This window comes from Bacteroides sp. RTP21281st1_H5_RTP21281_210402 (assembly GCF_040918965.1).
In the GTDB taxonomy this organism is placed as follows: Bacteria; Bacteroidota; Bacteroidia; order Bacteroidales; family Bacteroidaceae; genus Bacteroides; species Bacteroides congonensis.
The window spans coordinates 150,325-174,576 of the sequence record NZ_JBCOWR010000007.1; the positions used below are offsets into that span (position 1 = coordinate 150,325).

General features: G+C 45.5%; 14 protein-coding genes and 1 tRNA gene. 12 read left to right on the top strand and 3 right to left on the bottom strand.

The annotated features are described in order from the left end of the window. The first annotated feature begins 70 nt into the window (after positions 1-70). The gene (locus tag AB5443_RS12315) at positions 71-4,114 is read left to right on the top strand and encodes a two-component regulator propeller domain-containing protein (RefSeq protein ID WP_368113616.1); all 4,044 of its coding nucleotides are present in this window, start codon (positions 71-73) and stop codon (positions 4,112-4,114) included. On the opposite strand, the gene AB5443_RS12320 is transcribed toward AB5443_RS12315, so the two are convergent. Beyond that, entirely contained in the window at positions 4,111-4,266 is a 156-nt protein-coding gene (locus AB5443_RS12320) for a hypothetical protein (protein ID WP_022138370.1), read from the bottom strand. The genes AB5443_RS12315 and AB5443_RS12320 overlap by 4 nt on opposite strands. Positions 4,267-4,324: 58 nt before the next feature. Here AB5443_RS12320 and AB5443_RS12325 point away from each other — a divergent pair, with 58 nt between their 5' ends. From AB5443_RS12325 to AB5443_RS12365, 9 genes are all read left to right on the top strand, one after another. After that, on the top strand, positions 4,325-6,970 hold the full coding sequence (locus tag AB5443_RS12325) for a DNA gyrase/topoisomerase IV subunit A (RefSeq protein ID WP_195406790.1): 2,646 nt from the start codon (positions 4,325-4,327) through the stop codon (positions 6,968-6,970). Further along, complete coding sequence (locus tag AB5443_RS12330; RefSeq protein WP_073346779.1) at positions 6,970-7,830, top strand: DUF3316 domain-containing protein; 861 nt, start codon at positions 6,970-6,972, stop codon at positions 7,828-7,830. Before AB5443_RS12325 ends, AB5443_RS12330 begins: the two co-directional genes overlap by 1 nt. A gap of 50 nt (positions 7,831-7,880) precedes the next feature. Continuing rightward, positions 7,881-8,903, top strand: coding sequence for a S41 family peptidase (locus AB5443_RS12335; protein ID WP_368113617.1), 1,023 nt, complete (start codon positions 7,881-7,883; stop codon positions 8,901-8,903). A gap of 72 nt (positions 8,904-8,975) precedes the next feature. Further along, positions 8,976-9,057 (top strand) — tRNA-Leu (locus AB5443_RS12340). 60 nt (positions 9,058-9,117) lie between these two features. Next, positions 9,118-10,008, top strand: coding sequence for a PfkB family carbohydrate kinase (locus AB5443_RS12345; protein ID WP_277132714.1), 891 nt, complete (start codon positions 9,118-9,120; stop codon positions 10,006-10,008). Positions 10,009-10,183: 175 nt separating this feature from the next. Further along, positions 10,184-13,255 carry a SusC/RagA family TonB-linked outer membrane protein gene (locus AB5443_RS12350; protein ID WP_368113618.1) on the top strand — a complete coding sequence of 1,024 codons (3,072 nt, stop codon included), beginning with the start codon at positions 10,184-10,186 and terminating at the stop codon, positions 13,253-13,255. 12 nt (positions 13,256-13,267) lie between these two features. Beyond that, on the top strand, positions 13,268-14,797 hold the full coding sequence (locus AB5443_RS12355; protein WP_022139036.1) for a RagB/SusD family nutrient uptake outer membrane protein: 1,530 nt from the start codon (positions 13,268-13,270) through the stop codon (positions 14,795-14,797). A gap of 15 nt (positions 14,798-14,812) precedes the next feature. Next, entirely contained in the window at positions 14,813-17,122 is a 2,310-nt protein-coding gene (bglX, locus tag AB5443_RS12360; RefSeq protein WP_368113620.1) for a beta-glucosidase BglX, read from the top strand. Between the two features lie 263 nt (positions 17,123-17,385). Next, on the top strand, positions 17,386-18,786 hold the full coding sequence (locus tag AB5443_RS12365; protein ID WP_368113621.1) for a glucoamylase family protein: 1,401 nt from the start codon (positions 17,386-17,388) through the stop codon (positions 18,784-18,786). A gap of 38 nt (positions 18,787-18,824) precedes the next feature. Here AB5443_RS12365 and AB5443_RS12370 read toward each other — a convergent pair whose 3' ends face one another. Both AB5443_RS12370 and AB5443_RS12375 read right to left on the bottom strand, forming a co-directional pair. Then, positions 18,825-21,389, bottom strand: a complete 2,565-nt coding sequence (locus AB5443_RS12370; protein WP_195406784.1) for an outer membrane beta-barrel family protein — start codon at positions 21,387-21,389, stop codon at positions 18,825-18,827. 232 nt (positions 21,390-21,621) lie between these two features. Continuing rightward, entirely contained in the window at positions 21,622-22,071 is a 450-nt protein-coding gene (locus tag AB5443_RS12375; protein WP_368113622.1) for a hypothetical protein, read from the bottom strand. A 709-nt stretch (positions 22,072-22,780) separates the two neighbouring features. Between AB5443_RS12375 and AB5443_RS12380 the strand changes: the two genes are divergently transcribed. Both AB5443_RS12380 and AB5443_RS12385 read left to right on the top strand, forming a co-directional pair. After that, on the top strand, positions 22,781-23,407 hold the full coding sequence (locus AB5443_RS12380; RefSeq protein WP_277132726.1) for a hypothetical protein: 627 nt from the start codon (positions 22,781-22,783) through the stop codon (positions 23,405-23,407). Further along, positions 23,404-24,231, top strand: a complete 828-nt coding sequence (locus AB5443_RS12385) for a nucleotidyl transferase AbiEii/AbiGii toxin family protein (protein WP_368113623.1) — start codon at positions 23,404-23,406, stop codon at positions 24,229-24,231. Before AB5443_RS12380 ends, AB5443_RS12385 begins: the two co-directional genes overlap by 4 nt. The last annotated feature ends 21 nt before the right edge of the window (positions 24,232-24,252 follow it).

The window sequence follows — 24,252 nt, forward strand, 5'->3', positions numbered from 1 at the left end:
TAAACGGGGCAGTATTGTTGCTGGTTATAGAATAATTGTTTTTATTTGTATCGGTAATTGCAAATTGTTTATGCGTCATTATTCATCTGCTTATCATATTTTACTCGTTATTTTATTCTTCGTATATACAAAAGCCGTATATGCCGAGAACGTTTCTTTCGAATCTCTGACCACTCGTCAGGGCCTGCCTCAAATGAGTGTACTTGATATCATTCAGGATGATCAGGGATATATATGGTTTGCCACCAGAGATGGCATGGCACGATATGATGGATATTCAATAGATGTCTTTCAGAACCGGACTAATGATTCTCTTTCCTTATCCAATAATTATGTGATCTCATTAGGTAAAGACAAAGAAGGAGCATTATGGATCGGCACATTATACGGATTAAACCGATATTCTCCGACAACAGAAGAGTTCGAACAGTTCTATGCTAAAGAAGGTGACGAACACTCGCTCAGTTCAAGTATCATCCGCAGAGTTTATGTAGACTCCAAAGGAAAAGTATGGATATGCACAGACAACGGACTTAATTTATTTGATTCCGACTATCAGAACTTCATTCATTATTCTCCGGACACCACTAAAAATTTCCGGATCAATACTATTATTGATTTGGATACTGATAATAATTATTTGGTCGGCACTGACAATGAATTGCTGCTTTTCAACTCCTCACAAAATGAATTCTTCCCCCTTCCCGACAAACAGATTATTTCTGGAATTAAAATACTATATAAAGGAACAGATGGTTCCATTTATATCGGAACATCTGAGAATGGTTTATTTGTATTAGACCGTCAGTTAGCAATCAAAGCGCATTACATTAATCAAGCTCACAATCTTAATAGCATTAGTAACAACTCAGTCAGATGCATTACAGAAGACCATGTTGGTAATATTCTAGTCGGCACATTCAACGGAATCAACATTTTTAATCCTCAAAAGAAAACCTTCACTGCCTATCAACAGAAATCTGATAATCAAAACGGATTATCCCACTTTTCCATTCATTCCGCTTATTGTGATAAAGACAACACCATTTGGTTGGGTACATGGGCCGGTGGAGTCAATTACTTCAATCTGCAAAACAATAACTTTTTCCAGTTTTACACCCCTACATTTGAAGGAAAAAGATTACTGGGTATTGTAGGCCCACTGGTAAATGATGTCAACGGAATATGGATAGGACTTGAAGGAGGAGGCCTACTTCATTATGACATTCTGAAAAGAGAATATGTACGTTATAATATTAACAATAAGGAAGGAGATTTCGACTTCCGTTCGAATATCGTAACTTGTTTGTACAATAATGGTTCCATATTATATATAGGAACCAATAGCGGCAAACTCTCTCTTTTTGATATTCACCAGAAAAAAACACTTCGCACTATCACGTTACCAGGAGGTTCTTCGATTATCACAGTCCATCCTGACTCCAAAGGCAATATTTTGTTAGGAATCTCCGGTACAAGAGGATTGGTTTACATTTCCGCAGAAGGAAATATACAAACCAGTTTCTATTTACCTTCTGGTAAAGAAATTACATTCAGCAATATTTGCTCTATCTTAGAGGATGGAGACGGTTATTTCTTATTAGGAAGCAATTCGCATGGAATCTACCGCTACAACTTTCAAACTCAAGACTGCTCTTCCTTTCTTCATGTAGACAAAAATGGGTTAAATATTTGTGTCAATCAGTTATATCGTGACATTAACAACCAAATTTGGGTAGCCACTGCCAGGCAAGGTATCATTGGCCTGACAAGCGACAAGGAAGTCGCACATCAATATACGATTGATGATGGTCTGAAATCAAATACAATCTGCGCCATTACAGGAGACACAAATGGGAATATTTGGGCTTCCACCTTCTCGTCAGTTGCCAAAATTACTCCAAAAGAGAAAAATATAAACAACTTCACCGGATTTCAAGTCAATGAGTTCGCGTTACGTTCTTGCTTGCGCACAGATTCCACCTGTTATTTCGGAGGTGACATCGGCATTGTATCTTTTAATCCTTCCCACCGAAGTACAAATACCAATATCCCGCCTGTTGTTATAAAAAACATCTCAATTAATAATAAAAGGATACCATTAAAACAGTTAAACATACACGAAGATGTAATTGTAGTGGATTACAATGAATCAAATATCACATTCGACTATCGTGCACTGAATTTCATACGTTCCGACCAGAACCAGTACGCATATTATATGGAAGGGTTTGATAAAAACTGGATTCATGTCAGCAACCGGACTATGGCGCATTATACCAACCTACCTGCGGGCAAATATATATTCCATGTAAAAGCCTGCAACAATGATAATGTATGGAATGAAGAAGGAATCTGTGTCCGGTTGGAGGTATTGCCACCACCCTGGAAAACCTGGTGGGCAATAGGAATCTACATTCTCATTTTATTGGGCATCACCGTTTCATACCTGCATTATTTAAAGGTAAGAATAAAGTTGACGAATGATGTACATATAAAGCAAATGGAGCAGGAAAACTCGGAGAAATTACATAATGACCGTATCAACTTATTCACTAATTTTTCCCATGAGTTACGTACTCCTTTAACTTTAATCATCGCACCTCTAGAGGAATTATTAAACCGACCGGATTTACCCTCTACTATCAAAAAGCCTTTGGAACTGATGTACAGCAATTCCAAACGCCTCTTGTTCCTAATTAACCAACTAATGGATTTCAGGAAAAAAGAAGCCGGTAAAATGAATTTAAGAGCTGCGGAAGGTAATTTTTCAAAATTTATCGAAGAAATTGTACTTGCATTCAAGGAACTCACACATTCGAAAGGAATTACTATCTCTTACGACATGACAGACAATCCTGTTAATCTATGGTATGACCGTGGATTAATGGAAAAAGTTCTGTTCAATTTATTGTCTAATGCCATAAAAAACACATCTAATGGCGGGAAGATAGAAATAGGGATAACTTATAATGAAGAAAGGAGCCGCTCTATCCTATTAACAATAAAAGATACAGGTATCGGTATTCCAGAGGATAAATTAAGCGCCATCTTCGATCCTTTCTATCAGGTTAACGAATCGGATTCGTCTACTCCCGGTACTGGTATCGGATTATACCTGACAAAAGCAATTGTAGAAATGCACAAGGGACGTATCTATGTGGAAAGCGTACTGGAACAGGGAAGTACTTTCTTTGTAGAATTGCCATTAGGGAATGCTCATTTGTCGACTGATGAAATTATTGAGAATTACAAGGATAGTGAAAATATTACACGCTACACTAATTTATCACTAACTGAATTTGATTCCGACGAACAACCTGATGAAACAGAGGAGCACACAAAAAACAAAAAACATACAATATTAATCGTAGAGGACAATAAAGAATTGCGGCACTACATGAAACGAAATTTGGCAACACTATATAATATCATAGAAGCTGCAGATGGAGAAGAAGCTAAAATAAAATCATTCGGCTATATGCCGGATTTGATAGTAAGTGATATTATGATGCCCCGGACAGACGGCATCCAACTATGCCGTATCATAAAAAACGATTTACGCACCGGACATATTCCCGTTATCCTGCTCACTGCACGAACAACTGTCCTACAAGTAGAAGAAGGATTGAAAATAGGGGCAGATGATTATATTACCAAGCCATTTAATATGATGCATCTGAAAGCTCGCATTGTGAATCTTCTCACTTCCAGAGAGAAATTGAAAGACTTATATAGCAAGAATTTTAATACCCATGATATAGGAGCCAATATCACTTCAGCTGATGACCGTTTCTTACAGAAACTTTATTCTGTCATGGAAGAAAACATCTCTAATCCAGAGTTGAATATTGAGAAGTTCTGCAATGAAATCGGAATGAGTAAAACGAATCTCTATTATAAGATCAAACAACTGACCAACTTCTCCCCTACCGAATTTATGCGTAGGTCACGTTTACAGATGGCTGCACGCCTATTAATTGAAAAGAAGATTACGGTCTCAGAGGTTTCAACTTTAGTCGGTTTTAACAGTCACTCCTATTTTTGTAGCTGTTTCAAAGCTGTTTATGGATGCTCTCCAACAGAGTATGTTGAAAGGAATGGGAGCAATTAAAATAGAACACCCATCAGCAACGTAAAGAATCCCCCCAACTGTTCCTTAAACGTGCGAAGAGCCAGCTCGATATGCTTTTCCACCGTACGGATGGAAAAACGTGAGTTCTTTTCGTCCTCATATGAATTTATTTCGTATTTTTGCGTGGACATCCCCTTTTTTGATGTTCAGGAAGAAAATTTGTTGTAAAAGCAAAGCGAAGATTGATATATGAGTGACGAAATTAACGAGATACCGGAAGAACATTCAGACTACAAACCGGCGGACGCGCGGGACGAAAACGTAAAACATCAACTGACAGGCATGTACCAGAACTGGTTTCTGGACTATGCTTCGTATGTGATTCTTGAGCGTGCCGTCCCCCATATTAACGACGGTTTAAAACCTGTTCAGCGACGTATCCTGCATTCCATGAAGCGTCTGGACGACGGACGATATAACAAAGTTGCCAACATTGTGGGACACACCATGCAGTTCCATCCGCATGGTGACGCTTCCATCGGAGATGCCCTGGTGCAGCTCGGACAGAAAGATTTGTTAATCGACTGCCAGGGTAACTGGGGTAACATCCTTACCGGAGACGGTGCTGCCGCTCCCCGTTATATCGAAGCGCGCCTTTCCAAGTTTGCTTTGGATGTCGTTTTCAATCCCAAGACTACCGAATGGAAGCTGTCTTATGACGGACGAAACAAGGAACCGGTCACTCTTCCCGTGAAATTCCCGCTATTATTGGCACAGGGAGTGGAAGGTATCGCCGTAGGACTTTCTTCCAAGATTCTGCCGCACAACTTCAACGAACTTTGTGACGCTTCTATCAGTTACCTGCGCGGCGAAGAATTCCAACTCTATCCCGACTTCCAGACGGGCGGATCCATCGACGTAGCCAAATACAATGACGGCGAACGCGGCGGAGCAGTGAAAGTACGCGCGAAAATCAACAAGCTCGACAACAAGACACTTGCCATCACGGAGATTCCTTACGGCAAGACCACTTCATCCGTCATCGACTCCATCCTGAAAGCTGTCGACAAAGGAAAAATCAAGATTCGTAAGGTAGACGACAACACGGCTGCCAACGTAGAAATATTGGTGCATCTGGCACCCGGCACGTCATCGGACAAAACGATAGACGCCCTCTATGCTTTCACCGATTGCGAAGTGAGCATCTCGCCCAACTGCTGTGTTATCGACGATAGCAAACCGCACTTCCTCACTGTCAGTAAAGTCCTGAAAAAGTCGGCAGACAACACGATGGACTTGCTGAAACAGGAACTGGAAATCAAGAAAGGTGAAATACTGGAAGCACTGCACTTCTCTTCTCTCGAGAAGATATTTATCGAAGAGCGCATCTATAAGGACAAAGAATTTGAACAGTCCAAGGATATGGACGCAGCCTGCGCACATATCGACGAACGTCTGACACCCTATTATCCGCAGTTTATCCGTGAAGTGACCAAAGAGGATATTCTCAAACTGATGGAAATCAAAATGGGACGTATCCTGAAATTCAACTCGGACAAGGCGGACGAACTCATCGCCCGGATGAAAGAGGACATCGCCGAAATTGACGACCATCTGGCGCATATCGTAGATTATACCGTCAACTGGTATCTGATGTTGAAGAACAAATACGGCAAGAACTTCCCGCGCCGCACGGAACTGCGCAACTTCGACACCATCGAAGCCGCCAAAGTAGTGGAAGCGAACGAAAAGCTCTATATCAACCGTGAGGAAGGATTTATCGGAACAGCCTTGAAGAAGGACGAATTTGTGGCTTCTTGTTCGGATATTGATGATGTCATCATCTTCTTCCGCGACGGTAAGTACCTCGTTACGCCTGTTGCCGACAAGAAGTTTGTCGGCAAGAATGTTCTTTACGTCAACGTATTCAAGAAGAACGACAAACGGACGATTTACAACGTAGCATACCGCGATGGGAAAGAGGGAACGACCTATGTCAAACGCTTTGCCGTGACTTCCGTAGTCCGCGACCGTGAATATGACGTCACCCAAGGTACCCCCGATTCACGTATCACCTATTTCAGTGCCAATCCGAACGGAGAAGCCGAAATCATCAAGGTTACGTTAAAACCCAACCCACGCGTACGCCGTATCATCTTCGAACAAGACTTCAGCGAAGTGGGTATTAAAGGCCGGCAGGCACGCGGTATCATCCTCACCCGTCTGCCGATACACAAAATCACCCTGAAACAAAAAGGCGGTTCGACCCTCGGCGGGCGTAAAGTATGGTTCGACCGTGACATTCTCCGCCTCAACTACGACGGCCGGGGTGAATATCTGGGCGAATTCCAGAGTGAAGACACCATACTGGTAGTCCTGAACAACGGTGATTTCTACAACAGTAACTTCGACCTGAGCAACCACTACGAAGATAATGTAAGCATCGTTGAGAAGTTCGACCCCAACAAGATATGGACTGCCGCTCTTTATGATGCCGACCAACAAAATTATCCGTACCTGAAACGTTTCTGTTTTGAAGGTTCCAACCGCAAGCAGAACTACCTGGGCGAGAACAAGAACAACCGTCTCATCTTACTGACCGATGAATACTACCCACGCCTGGAAGTTGTATTCGGGGGACATGACAGTTTCCGCGACCCGCTGGAAATTGATGCGGATGAATTTATCGCTGTCAAAGGGTTCAAGGCAAAAGGCAAACGTATCACCACCTACACGGTTGAGACGATTAACGAACTTGAGCCGACCCGTTTCCCCGAACCCGAACAGCAAACGCAGGAAGAACCGGAAGAAGAACCGGAGAATCTGGATCCGGACAACGGCAAGAGCGAAGGAGATATTATTGACGAAATCACTGGGCAGATGAAGTTATTCTGATGAAGAAAAAACTAATATACTGGGGGCTGACAGGATGCATCCTGTTCGCCCTCTGCACCAAATTACAAGCGCAGACCGACAGTCTGCAAACCCATCGCTATGTAACACGTGCCACCATGTACGGTATCGGATTTACCAACGTATTCGACACCTATCTTTCACCTCAGGAATACAAAGGAATCGACTTCCGTGTTTCCCGCGAAACGATTCGGATGACCAAACTGTTCGACGGGAATATTTCCGTGCAGAATTTCTTCCAGGCAGACATCGGTTATACGCATAACCGTGCCGACAACAATAATACATTCTCAGGTCTGGTCAATTGGAATTATGGTCTTCACTACCAGTTCCGGCTGACGGAGAACTTCAAGTTGCTGGCAGGTGGATTGATAGACGCTAACGGTGGCTTTGTTTACAATCTCCGAAACACCAACAATCCTGCTTCCGCAAGAGCTTATGTAAACCTGGATGCTTCGGGAATGGCAATCTGGCATCTGAAAATAAAACGTTATCCGATGGTGTTGCGCTATCAGGTCAATTTGCCTGTAATGGGAATGCTTTTCTCACCGCACTACGGACAATCCTATTATGAGATATTCTCCTTGGGCAACTCTAGCGGAGTGATAAAATTCACTTCCCTGCACAATCAGCCTTCGCTCCGGCAGATGCTGACTGTCGACCTTCCGATAGGATGCACTAAAATGCGATTCAGCTATCTGGCTGATTTACAGCAATACAAAGTAAATAATATCAAGACACACACCTACTCCCATGTATTCATGGTAGGATTTGTGAAAGACCTATACCGTATCCGAAATAAAAAAGAATCAGTCTTGCCCTCTGCGGTAAGAGCTTATTAAGAGAACAAAAAATTTAATGTTGAAACTTCAAAGTGTGAGAGATAACAAGAATGAGAAATAAGATTATACAAATACTTTTGCTGTTCTGCTGCCTGCCGATATTGACCGGCTGTATCAGAGAGGATGAGTATGCCAATGATCCCATAGGCAACTTCGAACAACTATGGAAGATTATTGACGAACAGTACTGTTTTCTGGAAGCAAAAGGAATTGACTGGGATGCCGTTCACGAAGAATACAGAAAGCTGATTATACCAACCATGTCCAACGATGACCTGTTCGATATTCTAAGCCAGATGCTGTATATCCTGAAAGACGGACATGTCAATCTTTCCTCCGCCAAACGTACTTCTTTTTATGACGACTGGTATCAGGGCTATGACTGGAACTACCGGGAAGATATTCTCTATCAAACTTACCTGGGTAGTGCCAGCAGTGGTTATTACACTGCTTCCGGCTTGAAATATAAGATATTCGATAATAATATAGGATATATCCGTTACGAAAGTTTCAGCGCAGGAGTCGGAAACGGCAACTTGGACGAGGTTCTCCTCTATCTGGCACCTTGCAATGGATTAATCATTGATGTACGCGACAACGGCGGTGGAAATCTGACGAACTCTACCCGTATCGCCGCCCGGTTTACCAACCAAAAGACGCTGACCGGATACATTCAGCACAAAACCGGACCGGGACATAATGACTTCTCTAAGAAGGAACCGATTTATCTGGAACCATCCAGCAGTATCCGTTGGCAAAAAAAGGTCGTTATATTAACCAACCGCCGTTGTTATAGTGCGACAAACGATTTTGTTAATGCGATGCGCAGCATAGAAGATACAGAAATTATCCAGGTCGGCGATTGGACCGGTGGCGGTTCGGGACTTCCTTTCTCATCTGAATTGCCGAACGGATGGAGCATCCGTTTCTCTGCCAGCCCGCACTTCGACAAAAACGAACAACCGCTGGAAGAAGGTATTGCACCGGACGTTGCCATCAACATGTCTGAATCAGACCAACTTAAGCATAAAGATACTCTGATTGAAAAGGCATTCGAGATATTAAGTGAATAACTTTATTACCGAATTATTTGTCAAATCAGAAAATCTTCCTATCTTTGCACCGCTAAACAAAAAGCTACACATGCGGATGTGGCGTAATTGGTAGCCGCGCCAGACTTAGGATCTGGTGCCGTGAGGCGTGTAGGTTCGAGTCCTATCATCCGCACAAAAATAAAACTAAAAGCCTTCAAGATACTGTCTTGAAGGCTTTTTTAATTGATTGGATATGAATAAACATCAACTTTGCTGTATCGGTCACATCACACTGGACAAAGTGGTTACCCCGCAAAACACGGTCTATATGCCAGGCGGAACTGCCTTTTATTGTTCGCACGCCATCCGTCATTTTAATGATATTGACTACGCATTGGTGACAGCAGTCGGTGCTACCGAAATGAATGTGGTAGAGCAACTACGCGAACTTGACATTGATGTAACCGCACTACCCAGCAAATATTCAGTATATTTCGAAAATATCTACGGTGCCAACCCTGACGACCGTACCCAACGTGTACTAGCCAAAGCTGACCCGTTCACCGCTACCGAACTGGAAGGAGTGAATGCGGAGATTTATCATCTCGGTTCTTTGCTGGCTGATGATTTCTCATTGGAAGTAATCAAAGCACTTTCCCGAAAAGGACTAATTGCGGTGGACTCACAAGGTTACCTTCGCGAAGTACGTGACACGCACGTGTATCCTGTAGACTGGACAGATAAACGGGAAGCACTTCAATACATCCACTTTCTGAAAGTCAACGAACACGAGATGGAAGTGCTGACAGGTCTTGACGACCCGCACGAAGCTGCCCGTCGGTTATACGAATGGGGAGTAAAAGAAGTGCTGGTCACCCTCGGAAGCATGGGTTCCCTTATTTTCGACGGAACTGATTTTTATCGTATCCCGGCTTACCAACCCGAAAAAGTAGTAGACGCGACAGGATGTGGAGACACTTATACCATCGGCTACTTGTACCAACGGGTATCAGGTGCAAGCATCGAAGAAGCAGGACGCTTTGCGGCAGCCATGTCTACATTGAAAATTGAGAAATCCGGTCCTTTCAGCGGAAACAAAGAAGACGTCATTCACTGCATGACGACTGCAAAGGAAATGTTTTAAACAACAAAACATAGAATAATTAAAACCAAACAAAAGACAGGGCCTGTTTGTCCTGTCTTTTGTGTTAAAATCAGGCATTCTTTCTTTTTCCAAAATCTTTTTTGCATTTCGTTTGTTCACTTTGTTACTTTCGCCGGCAGACGGCAGAAAAAGACTTCAACCTAAATAGTAACAAATGGAAAAATTTAATGCAATGAGGACTAGACCTTTACAACATCTTCAGATTCAGAAGAAAACTACTTGGTTTAAGAGCATAGTGGCGCTCGCCTGCTTGTTGCTTGCCACCACATCTGCCTTTGCACAAGCAAAGACAGTGACGGGAACAGTGACGGATGCTGCCAATGAGCCGTTAATCGGTGCATCGGTGCTCGTACAAGGAACTTCCACCGGAACCATTACAGATATGGACGGTAAGTATTCAATCTCCGTCACCCCGGAGGACGTACTTGTATTTTCATACGTAGGTATGACTTCACAAAGCATCAAAGTGGGTGCGCAGACCGTTATCAACGTCACCCTGAAAGAAGATTCGCAAGTACTTGCCGAAACAGTGGTTATCGGATACGGTAGTGCGAAGAAAAGAGACTTGACGGGTTCCATCACCAACATCAAAGGGGAAGAACTGGCCAACAAGCCGGCGATGAACCCGCTTTCCTCCCTGCAAGGCAAGGTGGCAGGCGTGCAAATCGTAAACTCGGGACGTGCCGGTGCCGACCCGGAAATCCGTATCCGCGGTACAAACTCCATCAACGGATACAAACCCCTCTACATCGTTGACGGACTGTTCAACGACAACATCAACTTCCTCAACCCCGAAGACATCGAATCCATGGAGATTCTGAAAGACCCGTCATCCCTCGCCATCTTCGGTGTACGCGGTGCGAACGGCGTTATCATCATCACCACCAAAAAAGCGAAAGAAGGACAGACTTTAGTGAACATAAACACATCCTTCGGATTCAAGAAAGTAGTGGATAAGGTGAAAATGGTGAATGCCTCGCAATTCAAGGAGTTGTATAGCGAACAACTCGCCAACCAGGGAGATGCTCCGTTCGATTACACCGGATGGGATGCAAACACCAACTGGCAGGACGAGATTTTCCAGAACGCTTTTATCACCAACAACAATATCAGCATCACGGGAGCTTCGCCCAAACATAGTTTCTACCTGGGCGTAGGCTACTCTTACGAGCAAGGCAACATCGAGCATGAGAAATTCAGCAAGGTGACCATCAATGCCAGCAATGATTATAAAATCACAGACTTCCTGAAAGTCGGATTCCAGTTCAACAGTGCACGTATGCTCCCTGCCGATTCCAAACAGGTATTGAACGCACTTCGTGCCACTCCTATCGCTCCCGTATACAATAATGAATATGGACTATACACCGCCCTGCCCGAATTCCAAAAGGCACAAATCAACAACCCGATGGTGGACGTAGATTTGAAGGCGAACACTACCAAAGCCGAGAACTACCGCGCATCGGGCAATATCTACGGTGAAGTGGATTTCCTGAAACATTTCAAATTCAGAGCTACCTTCTCCATGGACTATGCATCCAACAATGGACGTACCTACACCCCTATTGTCAAAGTATACGACTCTACCGTCAATGGTGACATCGCCACTTTGGGAACAGGAAAAACGGAAGTCAGCCAATTCAAGGAAAATGAAACGAAAGTACAGAGCGACTACGTACTGACATATACCAACAGCTTCGACAACGGCAATCATAACCTGACTGCTACCGCAGGCTTCACTACCTATTATAACTCACTGAGCCGGCTGGACGGAGCACGCAAGCAGGGAGTAGGGCTGATGATACCGAACGACCCCGACAAGTGGTTTGTCAGCATTGGAGATGCCGCCACTGCCACTAACGGAAGTACGCAGTGGGAACGCAGCACATTGTCCATGCTCGCACGTGTCATTTACAATTATAAAGGCAAATACCTCTTCAACGGTTCATTCCGCCGCGACGGTTCTTCAGCATTCTCCTATACGGGCAACGAATGGCAGAACTTCTTCTCATTAGGCGGCGGCTGGCTGATAAGCGAAGAAGAATTCATGAAAGACATCAAGTGGCTGGATATGTTGAAGATTAAGGCATCTTACGGTACACTGGGAAACCAGAACCTGGACAGGGCCTATCCTGCCGAACCGTTGTTGAGCAACGCTTACTCTGCCGTATTCGGCAAGCCTTCCATCATTTATCCGGGATACCAGCTGGCATATCTGCCCAACCCGAATCTCCGTTGGGAAAAGGTAGAAGCCTGGGAAGCCGGATTTGAGACTAACCTGCTCCGCAACCGCCTGCATTTCGAAGGTGTTTATTACAAGAAAAACACAAAAGACCTGTTGGCAGAGGTTCCCGGTATCTCCGGAACAGTTCCGGGCATCGGCAACTTGGGACAGATTCAGAACAAAGGTGTGGAAATGGCAGTAACCTGGCGCGACCAGATAGGCGAATGGGGATATAGCGTCAGCGCCAACCTGACCACTATCAAGAACGAAGTGAAAAGCCTTGTCCAGGAAGGATATTCCATCATTGCCGGAGACAAGCAGCAGAGCTATACGATGGCAGGTTATCCTATCGGCTATTTCTACGGATATAAGGTAGCGGGTGTCTACCAGTCGCAAGCCGACATCAACTCATCCCCGGAGAATACGCTTGCCACTGTCACCCCCGGTGATTTAAAATTCGCAGATGTCAACGGTGACGGCAAGATTACCCCGGAAGACCGAACCATGATAGGTAACCCGACCCCGAAAGTAACTTACGGTTTCTCTCTCGGAGTGAACTACCGCAACTGGTCGTTGGACATCGACATGATGGGACAAGGCGGAAACCAGATTTTCCGCACGTGGGACAACTACAACTTTGCCCAGTTCAACTACATGGAGCAACGTTTGGGACGCTGGCACGGCGAAGGGACTTCCGACAGCCAGCCATTGCTGAACTCCAAACATTCCATCAACACGCTGAATTCGGATTATTACATCGAAAGCGGCCGTTTCTTCCGCATCCGCAATGTGCAGCTTGCCTATGCATTCGACAAAAGCCTGCTCGCGAAAATCCGCCTGCAAGCCCTCAAAGTATATGTCAACATACAGAACCTGAAGACGTGGAAGCATAACACCGGCTATACCCCCGAACTGGGCGGCACCGCCACCGCATTCGGAGTAGACAACGGCAGTTACCCCGTACCGGCAGTTTATACATTCGGAATCAACTTAACATTCTAAAACCATACTCATATGAAACTGGATAAATATATATTTTCAGCTCTTATTGCCGCCGCCACGCTGTTTCTGGGCAGTTGCAGCGACTTTCTCGACCGCAGTCCGCAAGGACAGTTCACCGAAGACGACAACCCCAATGCGCTCGTCAACGGTAAGATTTACAATGTCTACACGATGATGCGTAATTACAACATCACTGCCGGTCCTCCCGCATTCGCCATCCACTGCTTCCGTTCCGAAGATTCGGAAAAGGGAAGTATAGCCAGCGACGGTTCCGACGTAGCGGAAATGTACGACGACTTCCTATATACCGCCAACAACGGTCTGCTGGGCGCCTACTGGGGACAGAATTATGCCATCATCTACCAGTGCAATGACATTCTCGAATCCATCGCAGATAAAGAGACAGCCGGACAAACGGAAGCCGAAGATATCATCAACAAAGGCGAAGCCTCATTCTTCCGTGCCTACTGCTACTTCAATCTGGTAAGAGCTTTCGGCGAAGTCCCCCTCGTGACCTACAAAATCAATGACGCTTCGGAAGCCAATATTCCGAAAACAACCGTCGAGAAAATCTACGAGCAGATTGACACCGACCTGAAAACTGCCGAGGAGTCACTGCCGGAAACATGGAGCACCGAATACCTCGGACGCCTCACTTGGGGAGCCGCACGTTCGCTTCACGCGCGTACCTATATGATGCGCAACGACTGGAACAATATGTACACAGCCTCTACCGACGTCATTAAGAAAGGGCTTTATAACCTGAAAACCCCGTACAACGAGATATTTACGGACGAAGGCGAAAACAACGGCGGTTCTGTATTCGAACTGCAATGTACCGCCACCGCCGCTCTTCCCCAAAGCGATGTTATCGGCAGCCAGTTCTGCGAAGTACAAGGTGTGCGCGGAGCAGGTCAATGGGACTTGGGATGGGGATGGCACATGGCGACAGAATATATGGCACAAGCCTACGAACAGGGCGACCCGCGTAAAAACGCCACCCTGCTCTACTTCCGTCATTCGGACGACGAGCCGATTACCCCCGAGAATACCAACGAACCTTACGGCGAATCTCCGGTTTCTCCGGCTATGGGAGCCTATTTCAATAAAAAAGCCTACACCGACCCAGCCCTGCGTAAGGAATACACCAACAAAGGCTATTGGGTAAATATCCGCCTCATCCGCTATGCGGACGTATTGCTGATGGGAGCCGAATCCGCCAATGAAAAAGGTATCCCCGGCGAAGCGGTAGACTACCTCGAACAGGTACGTGCACGTGCCAGAGGTACGAATAGCAACATATTGCCCAAAGTAACAACTACCGACCAAGGCGAACTGCGTGAAGCCATCCGCCACGAACGCCGCGTGGAACTGGGACTTGAGTTCGACCGTTTCTACGACCTGGTCCGCTGGGGCATCGCCAAACAAGTATTGCAGGCAGCCGGCAAGAATTATCAGGACAAGAACGCCTTGCTTCCATTGCCTCAGACCGAGATAGACAAGTCCAAAGGAGTACTGGTACAAAATCCGGATTATCAATAAAACAAGTATAATAATATGATAAATAAGAAACTAAGTTACGTCATTCTGTTACTTCTGGCAGGATTCCTGAACGTGGCGGCACAAAAGTCGCCACAGGACATGAACCGCTTCATCGATGCCCTGATGAGAAGAATGACATTGGAAGAAAAGATAGGGCAGTTAAACCTTCCCGTCACCGGAGAGATTACCACCGGACAAGCCAAGAGCAGCGATATTGCCGCCAAAATCAAGAAAGGCGAAGTAGGCGGACTGTTCAACCTGAAAGGAGTGGAGAAGATACGCGAAGTACAGAAACAGGCGGTCGAACAATCCCGCCTGGGTATTCCGTTACTGTTTGGCATGGACGTCATCCACGGATATGAGACGATGTTCCCCATCCCGCTCGGCCTGTCGTGCACCTGGGATATGGCAGCCATCGAAGAGTCTGCCCGTATCGCAGCCGTAGAAGCCAGTGCCGACGGAATCTCATGGACATTCAGCCCGATGGTGGACATCTCGCGCGACCCCCGCTGGGGACGTGTATCCGAGGGAAGCGGGGAAGACCCGTTCCTCGGTGCCATGATTGCCGAAGCAATGGTACGCGGCTATCAAGGAAAGAACATGCAACGCAACGACGAAATCATGGCGTGCGTGAAGCACTTTGCCCTATACGGGGCAGGCGAAGCGGGACGTGACTACAACACCGTGGATATGAGCCGCCAACGGATGTTCAACGATTATATGCTGCCTTATGAAGCAGCCGTCGAAGCCGGTGTAGGCAGCGTGATGGCATCGTTCAACGAAGTGGACGGAATACCTGCCACCGCCAACAAATGGCTGATGACGGACATCCTGCGCGGACAATGGGGATTCAACGGTTTCGTCGTAACCGACTATACAGGAATCTCCGAAATGATAGACCACGGCATCGGCGACCTTCAGACAGTATCCGCCCGTGCCATCAATGCCGGAGTGGATATGGATATGGTCAGCGAAGGCTTTGTAGGCACGCTGAAGAAATCCGTCCAGGAAGGCAAGGTTTCTATGGAAACGCTGAATACCGCCTGCCGCCGCATCCTGGAAGCGAAATACAAACTCGGTTTGTTTGACAATCCTTATAAATATTGCGACCCGAAACGTCCGGCACGCGACATCTTTACGAAAGCGCACCGTGACGCAGCCCGCAGAATAGCCGCCGAAAGTTTCGTTCTCTTGAAAAACGACAGCCCCGACGGGAACCCGAACGGAAATCCGTTACTGCCTTTCAATCCCAAAGGAAATATCGCCGTTATCGGTCCGCTGGCAAACAGCCGCAGCAATATGCCGGGTACTTGGAGCGTAGCTGCCGTGCTCGACCGCTGCCCTTCATTAGTAGAGGGACTGAAAGAGATGACTGCCGAAAAAGCGAATATCATGTATGCCAAAGGTAGCAACCTGATTAGCGATGCCGCTTACGAAGAACGGGCAACGATGTTCGGCCGTTCACTGAATCGCGATAATCGCACCGACCAGCAATTGCTGGACGAAGCTCTGAACGTAGCCCGCCAGTCGGATATTATCATCGCAGCGCTTGGAGAATCTTCGGAAATGAGCGGTGAAAGCAGCAGCCGTACAGAACTGAATATCCCTGATGTACAGCAGAACCTGTTGAAAGAATTAGTAAAAACCGGAAAACCGGTAGTACTTGTACTATTCACCGGCCGCCCGCTTACGCTGAACTGGGAACAGGAACACGTGCCTGCCATTCTGAATGTATGGTTCGGAGGCAGTGAAGCAGCTTATGCCATCGGCGACGCCCTCTTCGGCTACGTCAATCCGGGCGGCAAACTGACAATGACTTTCCCGAAGAACGTCGGTCAGATACCTCTTTACTATGCGCATAAGAATACCGGACGCCCGTTGAAAGAAGGCAAATGGTTCGAGAAGTTCCGCAGCAACTACCTGGATGTGGACAATGACCCGCTTTATCCGTTCGGCTACGGGCTTTCTTATACCACTTTCTCTTACAGCGACATTGACCTCAGCCACTCCAGCATGGACATGAACGGTTCACTGACCGCAGCAGTGGAAGTGACCAATACCGGCACATGGCCCGGCTCGGAAGTCGTGCAGCTCTATATCCGCGATATAGTCGGCAGCAGCACCCGTCCCGTAAAGGAACTGAAAGGTTTTGAAAAGATATTCCTGCAACCGGGAGAAATGAAGATTGTCCGTTTCAAGATTGCTCCTGAAATGTTGAGATACTACAACTATGACCTTCAACTGGTAGCCGAGCCGGGCGACTTTGAAGTGATGATAGGTACCAACAGCCGGGATGTGAAAACGGCGAAATTTACGTTGAACTAAACTCTTAGGCACGGATTACCATGCCTAATCTAACGTGAGTTCGATATAAGTTTGCCCGCATGGCTTCCCCTCCTTCGGGAAGGAGGGGTGTCCGAAGGACGGGGTGGTAGGTAAATATAGTAGTCTGTTATTCAGTAATATATAGACCTACAAATTCACCTACCACCTCCCCCTACGGGGACTCCTCCTTCCTGAAGGAGGAGAATCGAAAAGTACAGGCTTATATCGAACTGACGTTAATCTAATAAATTATCACCTTGATTATGAACAATAAATATAAAAGACTCGCAGAAATGAGCGCACTCCCTCTCATGCTGCTGTTCCTGTCCGCCGTAGCCCTGACCTTCCAGAACTGTAAGGGGAAAAGCAAAAGCGACAACCTTTCCGCCGTCACCGACTCACTCTCGGACGACGCCCTGATGGATACCGTCCAGCGACGGACGTTCCTCTACTTCTGGGAAGGTGCGGAACCGAACAGCGGTCTTGCCCCCGAACGCTATCATGTAGACGGCGTATATCCGCAGGACGACGCCAACGTCGTCACTTCCGGCGGCAGCGGCTTCGGCATCATGGCTATCCTTGCCGGAATAGACCGCGGCTATGTCACCCGTGAAGAAGGATTGGCACGCATGGAGCGCATCGTCTCCTTTCTCGAGAAGGCCGACCGCTTTCACGGAGCTTATCCGCACTGGTGGTATGGCGACACCGGAAAGGTGAAACCTTTCGGACAGAAAGACAATGGCGGCGACCTTGTGGAAACCGCCTTCCTCATCCAGGGACTTCTTACCGTACACCAATATTACGTAAACGGAAACGAGAAAGAAAAAACGCTCGCCCGACGCATCGACCAAATCTGGCGTGACGTTGACTGGAACTGGTACCGGAAAGGTGGACAGAACGTGCTCTACTGGCATTGGAGTCCTACGTATGGTTGGGAAATGGATTTCCCCGTTCATGGCTACAACGAATGCATGATTATGTATATTCTTGCTGCCGCTTCGCCGACGCACGGAGTACCTGCCGCCGTCTACCACGACGGATGGGCACAGAACGGCGCCATCGTCTCCCCACACAAAGTGGAAGGAATCGAACTGCATCTCCGCTATCAGGGGACGGAAGCCGGGCCGCTTTTCTGGGCACAATATTCTTTCCTCGGACTCGACCCTGTGGGGCTGAAAGATGAATATTGCCCCAGTTATTTCCACGAAATGCGTAACCTGACGTTAGTAAACCGTGCCTATTGCATCCGCAACCCCAAACATTACAAAGGTTTCGGCCCCGATTGCTGGGGACTGACTGCCAGTTACTCCGTAGACGGATATGCCGCCCACTCACCGAACGAGCAGGACGACAAAGGTGTCATCTCTCCTACCGCCGCACTTTCATCCATCGTCTACACGCCGGAATACTCCATGCAAGTGATGCGCCACCTCTATAATATGGGCGACAAAGTATTCGGCCCTTTCGGATTCTACGACGCTTTCAGCGAAACGGACAACTGGTATCCGCAACGTTACCTTGCCATCGACCAAGGGCCTATCGCCGTCATGATTGAAAACTATCGCACAGGCTTGTTATGGAACCTCTTCATGAGCCACCCCGACGTACAGGCGGGACTGACAAAGCTGGGTTTTAATACCAACAAACAGGATGTGAGAAAATAACCCCCAGAAAGAAACTCCGACCGGTGGATGTGGCAGCCTTACTGACCACCTCCGCCACCGGTGTTTCCACCGCCTTCACCACCTTTCACATCATCATTACTGATACTCCGGGCAGTTTTCTTCACGCTTGCTTTCAGTTCACCAATCCGATAGCTGATACTGAAGCCGATATAACGGCTGGGATACCTGCTGTTGCTTTTCGACATAAAGTTAGTATCTTCCGTATGGCTGCTGTACGTTCTGTACTTCTCAAAAACATTGCTGCAATAGAGATTTAAAGAAAGACGGTCTTCTTTCAGGAACGAACGGTTCACCCCGATACTGTAATACTGATAGCCGGAACCTTTCCCCTGCAAACTGATGTACGGAGTACTCCCGCCACCGTTCAAGCTCAAACGGATTTTCAGAGGAAGTGTATGCTGGATGCCGCCATGGCACGAAGCGTTCCATCCATAATTATGCAGCCCTTGCGCTTCGCTCTTCAAATCCCTGTAACTTCCCCGCCCGTTCACATAAATACGTGTATTGGGAGAAGCATTCCAGTTCAGATAGAGAGCCAACCCCGTATCCCGGTTCTTGCCGATATTATCATAAGTACTATACAGAGCTCCTTCCGGCGCAAGATGTCCGGGGTCGCCATCAAAGATTTCCCCGTTCTCATCGGTTATCAGGCGGCTCACCCTCTCTATCCCGTTGTTATTGAACGAATGGCGCAACGAAACATTGATATTGAATTTGGCACTGAAATTGCTATATGCAATATCAAAAGCATGACTTTTCTCACTCTTCAAATCCGGATTTCCCTGACTGATAAACATAGGGTTCTGATTGTCAAAATAAGGATTCAGGTTCCAGATTCCCGGACGCCAGATACGCATATTGTAACCTGCGCGCAGATTTTGCGTCTTACCGATTTTCATCCCCAAAGAGACAGACGGAACCAAGTCGCTGTAGTTCGTATGAAAATCCTCGCCCGGACCTACAATATATTTCACCCGTTGTATGGTCTGCTCGTAACGGACACCCGGCTTGAAAGAAAAGTCCTTATACTTCAAGGTATATCCCGCATAGGCCGACAGGATATGGTTCAGATGGCGGTACTCACTGCTGCGGCTTTCGTTGTACACATAATCATCGCTTCCGCCTGCCGCTTCATAGAACCCGTTGTCGCTGCTGTTGCGTCGGAAAATATACTTCGCTCCCGTCTCAATCGTATGCAATTTACCAACCGGAGTGGTATAGTCTACCTGAAAAGTCTGCTCCATCGTATTCGTCTTGCCATCCGAATGGTAGTTTCTCAACCGCAACCGTTCAACCAAGTCATCTTTCTGCCCATCGGGGAATATATCCAGATAAGTGTTGTAAGAATTATTAGTCTGAGGTTGCGTATTTACCTTATAGGACAAGGTAATCATCCGTTCCTTGTTTTTTCTGGAAGTACGCTGATAGTCTATATTTCCATTCATGGAATACCATGAACCTTTCCCATGGTTATCTGTCCGGTAACGATAAGCGATATCCTCGTGATTTGACTTGTACATTACCGTATATCCGTCGCTATTATTCTTGTCATTGCTGCCATACATCCCGAAAGCCATAGTCAGAAGCCTCAACGTATCAATCTCATAACTAGCCTCCACGTTACCATATTGAAAGCTCCCTTTCGACTTGGAACTGCTTTGAGACTCGAGAAACTTCTCATCCCTTGCACCCGGCTCGTAGCTTTCGCGATAACTGTCCGAATAGCTACGCGGGCTATTATTATAATCGTAGTTATAATTGACAGAAACAGTCATCTTCCCCTGTTTCACCATCGCGTAAGTGCCGGCCCCGGCTCCGTTGTTAGTGACATTTCCTCTGAAAGTAGCCGTATATCCTTCAAATCCGCTACCCACAGTAACGATATTCAGAATGCCACCTACACCTTCAGCATCATACTTCGCCCCCGGCGAAGTAATCACCTCGATATATTTAATGGTATTTGCAGGCATACTTTTCAGTACTTCTTTCGGATTATTGCTCATCATGTTATTCGGCTTCCCGTTCACATGTATCTTGAAGCTACTGCTCCCGTTCACCTGCACATTATCTTCCCCGTCCACCGTCACCAAAGGAACTTTGCGCAGCATCTCCAGGATACTGTTCGACTTGGAGTCGGGGTCGTCTTCAATGTTATATTCAATCTTGTCCACATCTACCTTCACCAAAGGTTTCTGGGCGACAACTTCCACTCCCTTCAATTCATTATTGGCTTCCGAAGAATACAACGTCCCGAGGTCGACAATTTTCGTAGAAGATTTCAAAGTGAAGTCTTTCACAACAGGAGCTTTACCTATCGAAGAAATGCTGATTACATAATCGCCTGCCGGTACATTCAATTTCTCCTGGAATTTACCGTTTGCCCCGGTCACCGCCATTTTTACAGCTTTATCGGGAGCATTTTTCTTTGTAATTCTGATAGTTGCATACGGTTCTCCTTCCTGTGTCAGAGAATCCAGAAGCACGCCTTTGATTGTAAAAGAAGGAGTTACGGCTTTTTGCGCCCACCCCGCTACTAACGTTGAAAACATAAATAGCAATAGTAGTAATAGTCTGTGTTTCATAACTAGAATGATTTAGTTTTTTATTTATTAGACGCAGCATTTTCCGAAATGCTGCAATCATGGCGATAAAAGTAGATGGTTTTCCGCCTATTACGAAATATTCGGAGTTAAGAAAGTAAAACGAATAGATAAAATATATTACTATAATCTTGTTCCCAACTATTCTAAATCATTCCGAATCCCTCTAAAATCAATCCAAATCATCCTAATGCTTCCAAGACTCCTAGGATTTCTAAGACTTCCTGTCCGCCAACAACCGCCTCAAACTTCTACGCAGTTTCTCCAACCAACTGTCTCGAAAAGTTCCGCCATATTCTGTAAACACTTTCTTGCAATCCCCTATCCGGTCGTTCTGCATTTTCATCGCCGCCTGTATCTGGTCTATCTTGGCTATTTTCTCTCTTTGCCGCAGAAGTTCTTTATCTTGAGCGCCAATGATTTCGGCATACAAATCGCAAATCCTCGTTTTCTGAATACATAGTTCTTCTAATGTATCGATATATTCGGACGTAATCCCCTTCTTCATCTGAGCTATAAATTCCTGAAAACTTCTTTCGTCAATGACAGGGGAAGGCTCACCATACCCCACAGGAAATCTTTTCATTTCCGCCCAAAGTATGATAACTTCCTTATTGAATCCATACTTGACCGCCGCTTTTTCTACGCTAATCCATGTTGACATAATGCATTTGTTTTTTATGTGTTTCAAAAAAAGAATATTGTTTGTTTATGTGGGACAACGAGCATTCACGATTTCTGTATTTCGGACGGGTGGGGATTGGTTAGGTTAAGTTTTTGGGGCAAACAAACCGGCCGGATACAAGAAAGACGTGAATGCTGTTGCACCATTATCTTTACCCGAGGCCTAGCGAACCTTTTCACAAGATAATGATAACAACAGACATCCACGTCAATCGTTTATATATAACACATCTCTTACGGATATGTTGATATAAGCCGCTTACGTGGAATATCTGTTGCATCACCTCTCCGTGAAATGAAACCGCTAGATTTCGGGTAAGAGAGATGAAACTTTACATATTCCCTAAAAAATAAAAACCGCTTCCCGCAAGTTTCACCACGCTGATGAGCAGAAAGCGTATTGCAAAGATATATGTTTTTTTTGAAAAGTCACACTCTTCAGCCGATAATTCTTTCTGTTCTTTCACACACAAAACAGATGAATCATATCACATATTTTTTAGAAAATGCCTTATTGTCGAATATACGGCTTTCTCAAAGAAACGCAAACAATTTTCTCTTTTTCTAATAATCTTTTTCTTGTAATTGCGCTTGCTATTTGAGCTAATCCTCAAAAGGAACAGTTATATTTTGAACAGAAAAACATATATTATAAGTTTTAGTGTTCAAAAAATAGCTATATTTGCATTATGAACAACCCATTACAACGATTAGGCAATATACCTGTAACAGCTTCTGTTTTGGAATCCTTTTTCCCTCATATTAAAAGAGGAAACCAAAAAGTCAGGTTGCTTGAGCGGGACAAGCAAATTATCCGCCTCAAGAAAGGGCTTTATGTATGCAACCCGGAGATAACAGGTAAGACTTTATCAGCGGAATTAATTGCCAATCATCTTTATGCACCTTCGTATGTCTCCATGTCATCGGCTCTCCGTTATTACGGTTTGATACCGGAAACGGTATATACCATGCAGTCTATGACCTTGAAACATTCCAAAGATTTTGATACGCCGTTGGGACGGTTCGAGTATACCAATATGACGAAAAAGGCATTTTCGGTCGGTTTGACCAGTATACGGAAAGAAGATTATGCTTTTGTAATGGCAACTCCCGAAAAGGCGTTGTGTGATTTGATAGCAAGCTCACCCAAAGTAAACCTTCGTTATCTGAAGGATGCCGGAACTTATTTGGAAGAAGATATCCGGATGGAACTGGAAGATTTCAGACAGATGAATGCTGAAATATTTGAGGAGTATATCAAGGTTGGCAAAAAAGCCGATTCAATACGAACATTACTAAAATTGTTGAAGAAATGAAGAATGATATTTACGATAATATGCTTTCTGCATACGATTTATACACAGAGCAACAGAAACGGAATGCTACTTTTGAAGTAAACCAGCAAGTGATACTTGCCGGACTTTATAATGGTGGTTTTTTTGATGTGGCGGCTTTTTACGGTGGTACTTGCCTTCGAATATTTCATGGTCTCCAGCGTTTTAGCGAAGACATGGATTTTTCTCTTCTTACTTCCAATGACGAATTTGATTTTACAAAGTTCTTTCAACCCTTAATAGACGAGTTTGCCATTGTGGGAAGGGAAGTGGAGATTAAGAAGAAAGACAAAAAGAATTTTGGCAAAGTGGAATCTGCTTTTTTGAAAGACAACACGGATGTTTATGATATTTCCTTTCAGACGGATAAATCTATAAAAATAAAAATTGAGGTTGATACCCGGCCTCCTTTGAATTTCAGGACAGAGCAGAAGCTGCTTTTACAGCCTCATTCTTTTATGACTCGCTGCTTCACTCTTCCGGATCTGTTTGCCGGAAAAATGCACGCATTGGTTTACCGGACATGGAAGAATCGGGTAAAAGGCCGTGATTGGTACGATTTCGAGTGGTATGTCCGTCATAACATACCGCTTGGTTTTACGCACCTTGCTGAACGTGCCCTCCAGTTCAACAATGAAGTGATTGAACGTGACGCATTCATAACTCAATTGAAGGACAGGTTGGCTTCGGCAAATATGAATCAAGTGAAGAGTGACGTGCTACCTTTCGTCAAGAACACCAAAGAACTGGATATCTGGTCAAATGACTATTTTGTCCAGTTGGCAGATATGATGAAATTTGAATAGAAACTTTACGCTTAATCAAAA

Excerpts from the sequence above, each read along its gene's own strand:
- AB5443_RS12315 (WP_368113616.1), top strand. The coding sequence starts at position 71 with ATGCGTCATTATTCATCTGCTTATCATATTTTACTCGTTATTTTATTC.
- AB5443_RS12320 (WP_022138370.1), bottom strand. The coding sequence starts at position 4,266 with ATGTCCACGCAAAAATACGAAATAAATTCATATGAGGACGAAAAGAAC.
- AB5443_RS12325 (WP_195406790.1), top strand. The coding sequence starts at position 4,325 with ATGAGTGACGAAATTAACGAGATACCGGAAGAACATTCAGACTACAAA.
- AB5443_RS12330 (WP_073346779.1), top strand. The coding sequence starts at position 6,970 with ATGAAGAAAAAACTAATATACTGGGGGCTGACAGGATGCATCCTGTTC.
- AB5443_RS12335 (WP_368113617.1), top strand. The coding sequence starts at position 7,881 with ATGAGAAATAAGATTATACAAATACTTTTGCTGTTCTGCTGCCTGCCG.
- AB5443_RS12345 (WP_277132714.1), top strand. The coding sequence starts at position 9,118 with ATGAATAAACATCAACTTTGCTGTATCGGTCACATCACACTGGACAAA.
- AB5443_RS12350 (WP_368113618.1), top strand. The coding sequence starts at position 10,184 with ATGGAAAAATTTAATGCAATGAGGACTAGACCTTTACAACATCTTCAG.
- AB5443_RS12355 (WP_022139036.1), top strand. The coding sequence starts at position 13,268 with ATGAAACTGGATAAATATATATTTTCAGCTCTTATTGCCGCCGCCACG.
- bglX (WP_368113620.1), top strand. The coding sequence starts at position 14,813 with ATGATAAATAAGAAACTAAGTTACGTCATTCTGTTACTTCTGGCAGGA.
- AB5443_RS12365 (WP_368113621.1), top strand. The coding sequence starts at position 17,386 with ATGAACAATAAATATAAAAGACTCGCAGAAATGAGCGCACTCCCTCTC.
- AB5443_RS12370 (WP_195406784.1), bottom strand. The coding sequence starts at position 21,389 with ATGAAACACAGACTATTACTACTATTGCTATTTATGTTTTCAACGTTA.
- AB5443_RS12375 (WP_368113622.1), bottom strand. The coding sequence starts at position 22,071 with ATGTCAACATGGATTAGCGTAGAAAAAGCGGCGGTCAAGTATGGATTC.
- AB5443_RS12380 (WP_277132726.1), top strand. The coding sequence starts at position 22,781 with ATGAACAACCCATTACAACGATTAGGCAATATACCTGTAACAGCTTCT.
- AB5443_RS12385 (WP_368113623.1), top strand. The coding sequence starts at position 23,404 with ATGAAGAATGATATTTACGATAATATGCTTTCTGCATACGATTTATAC.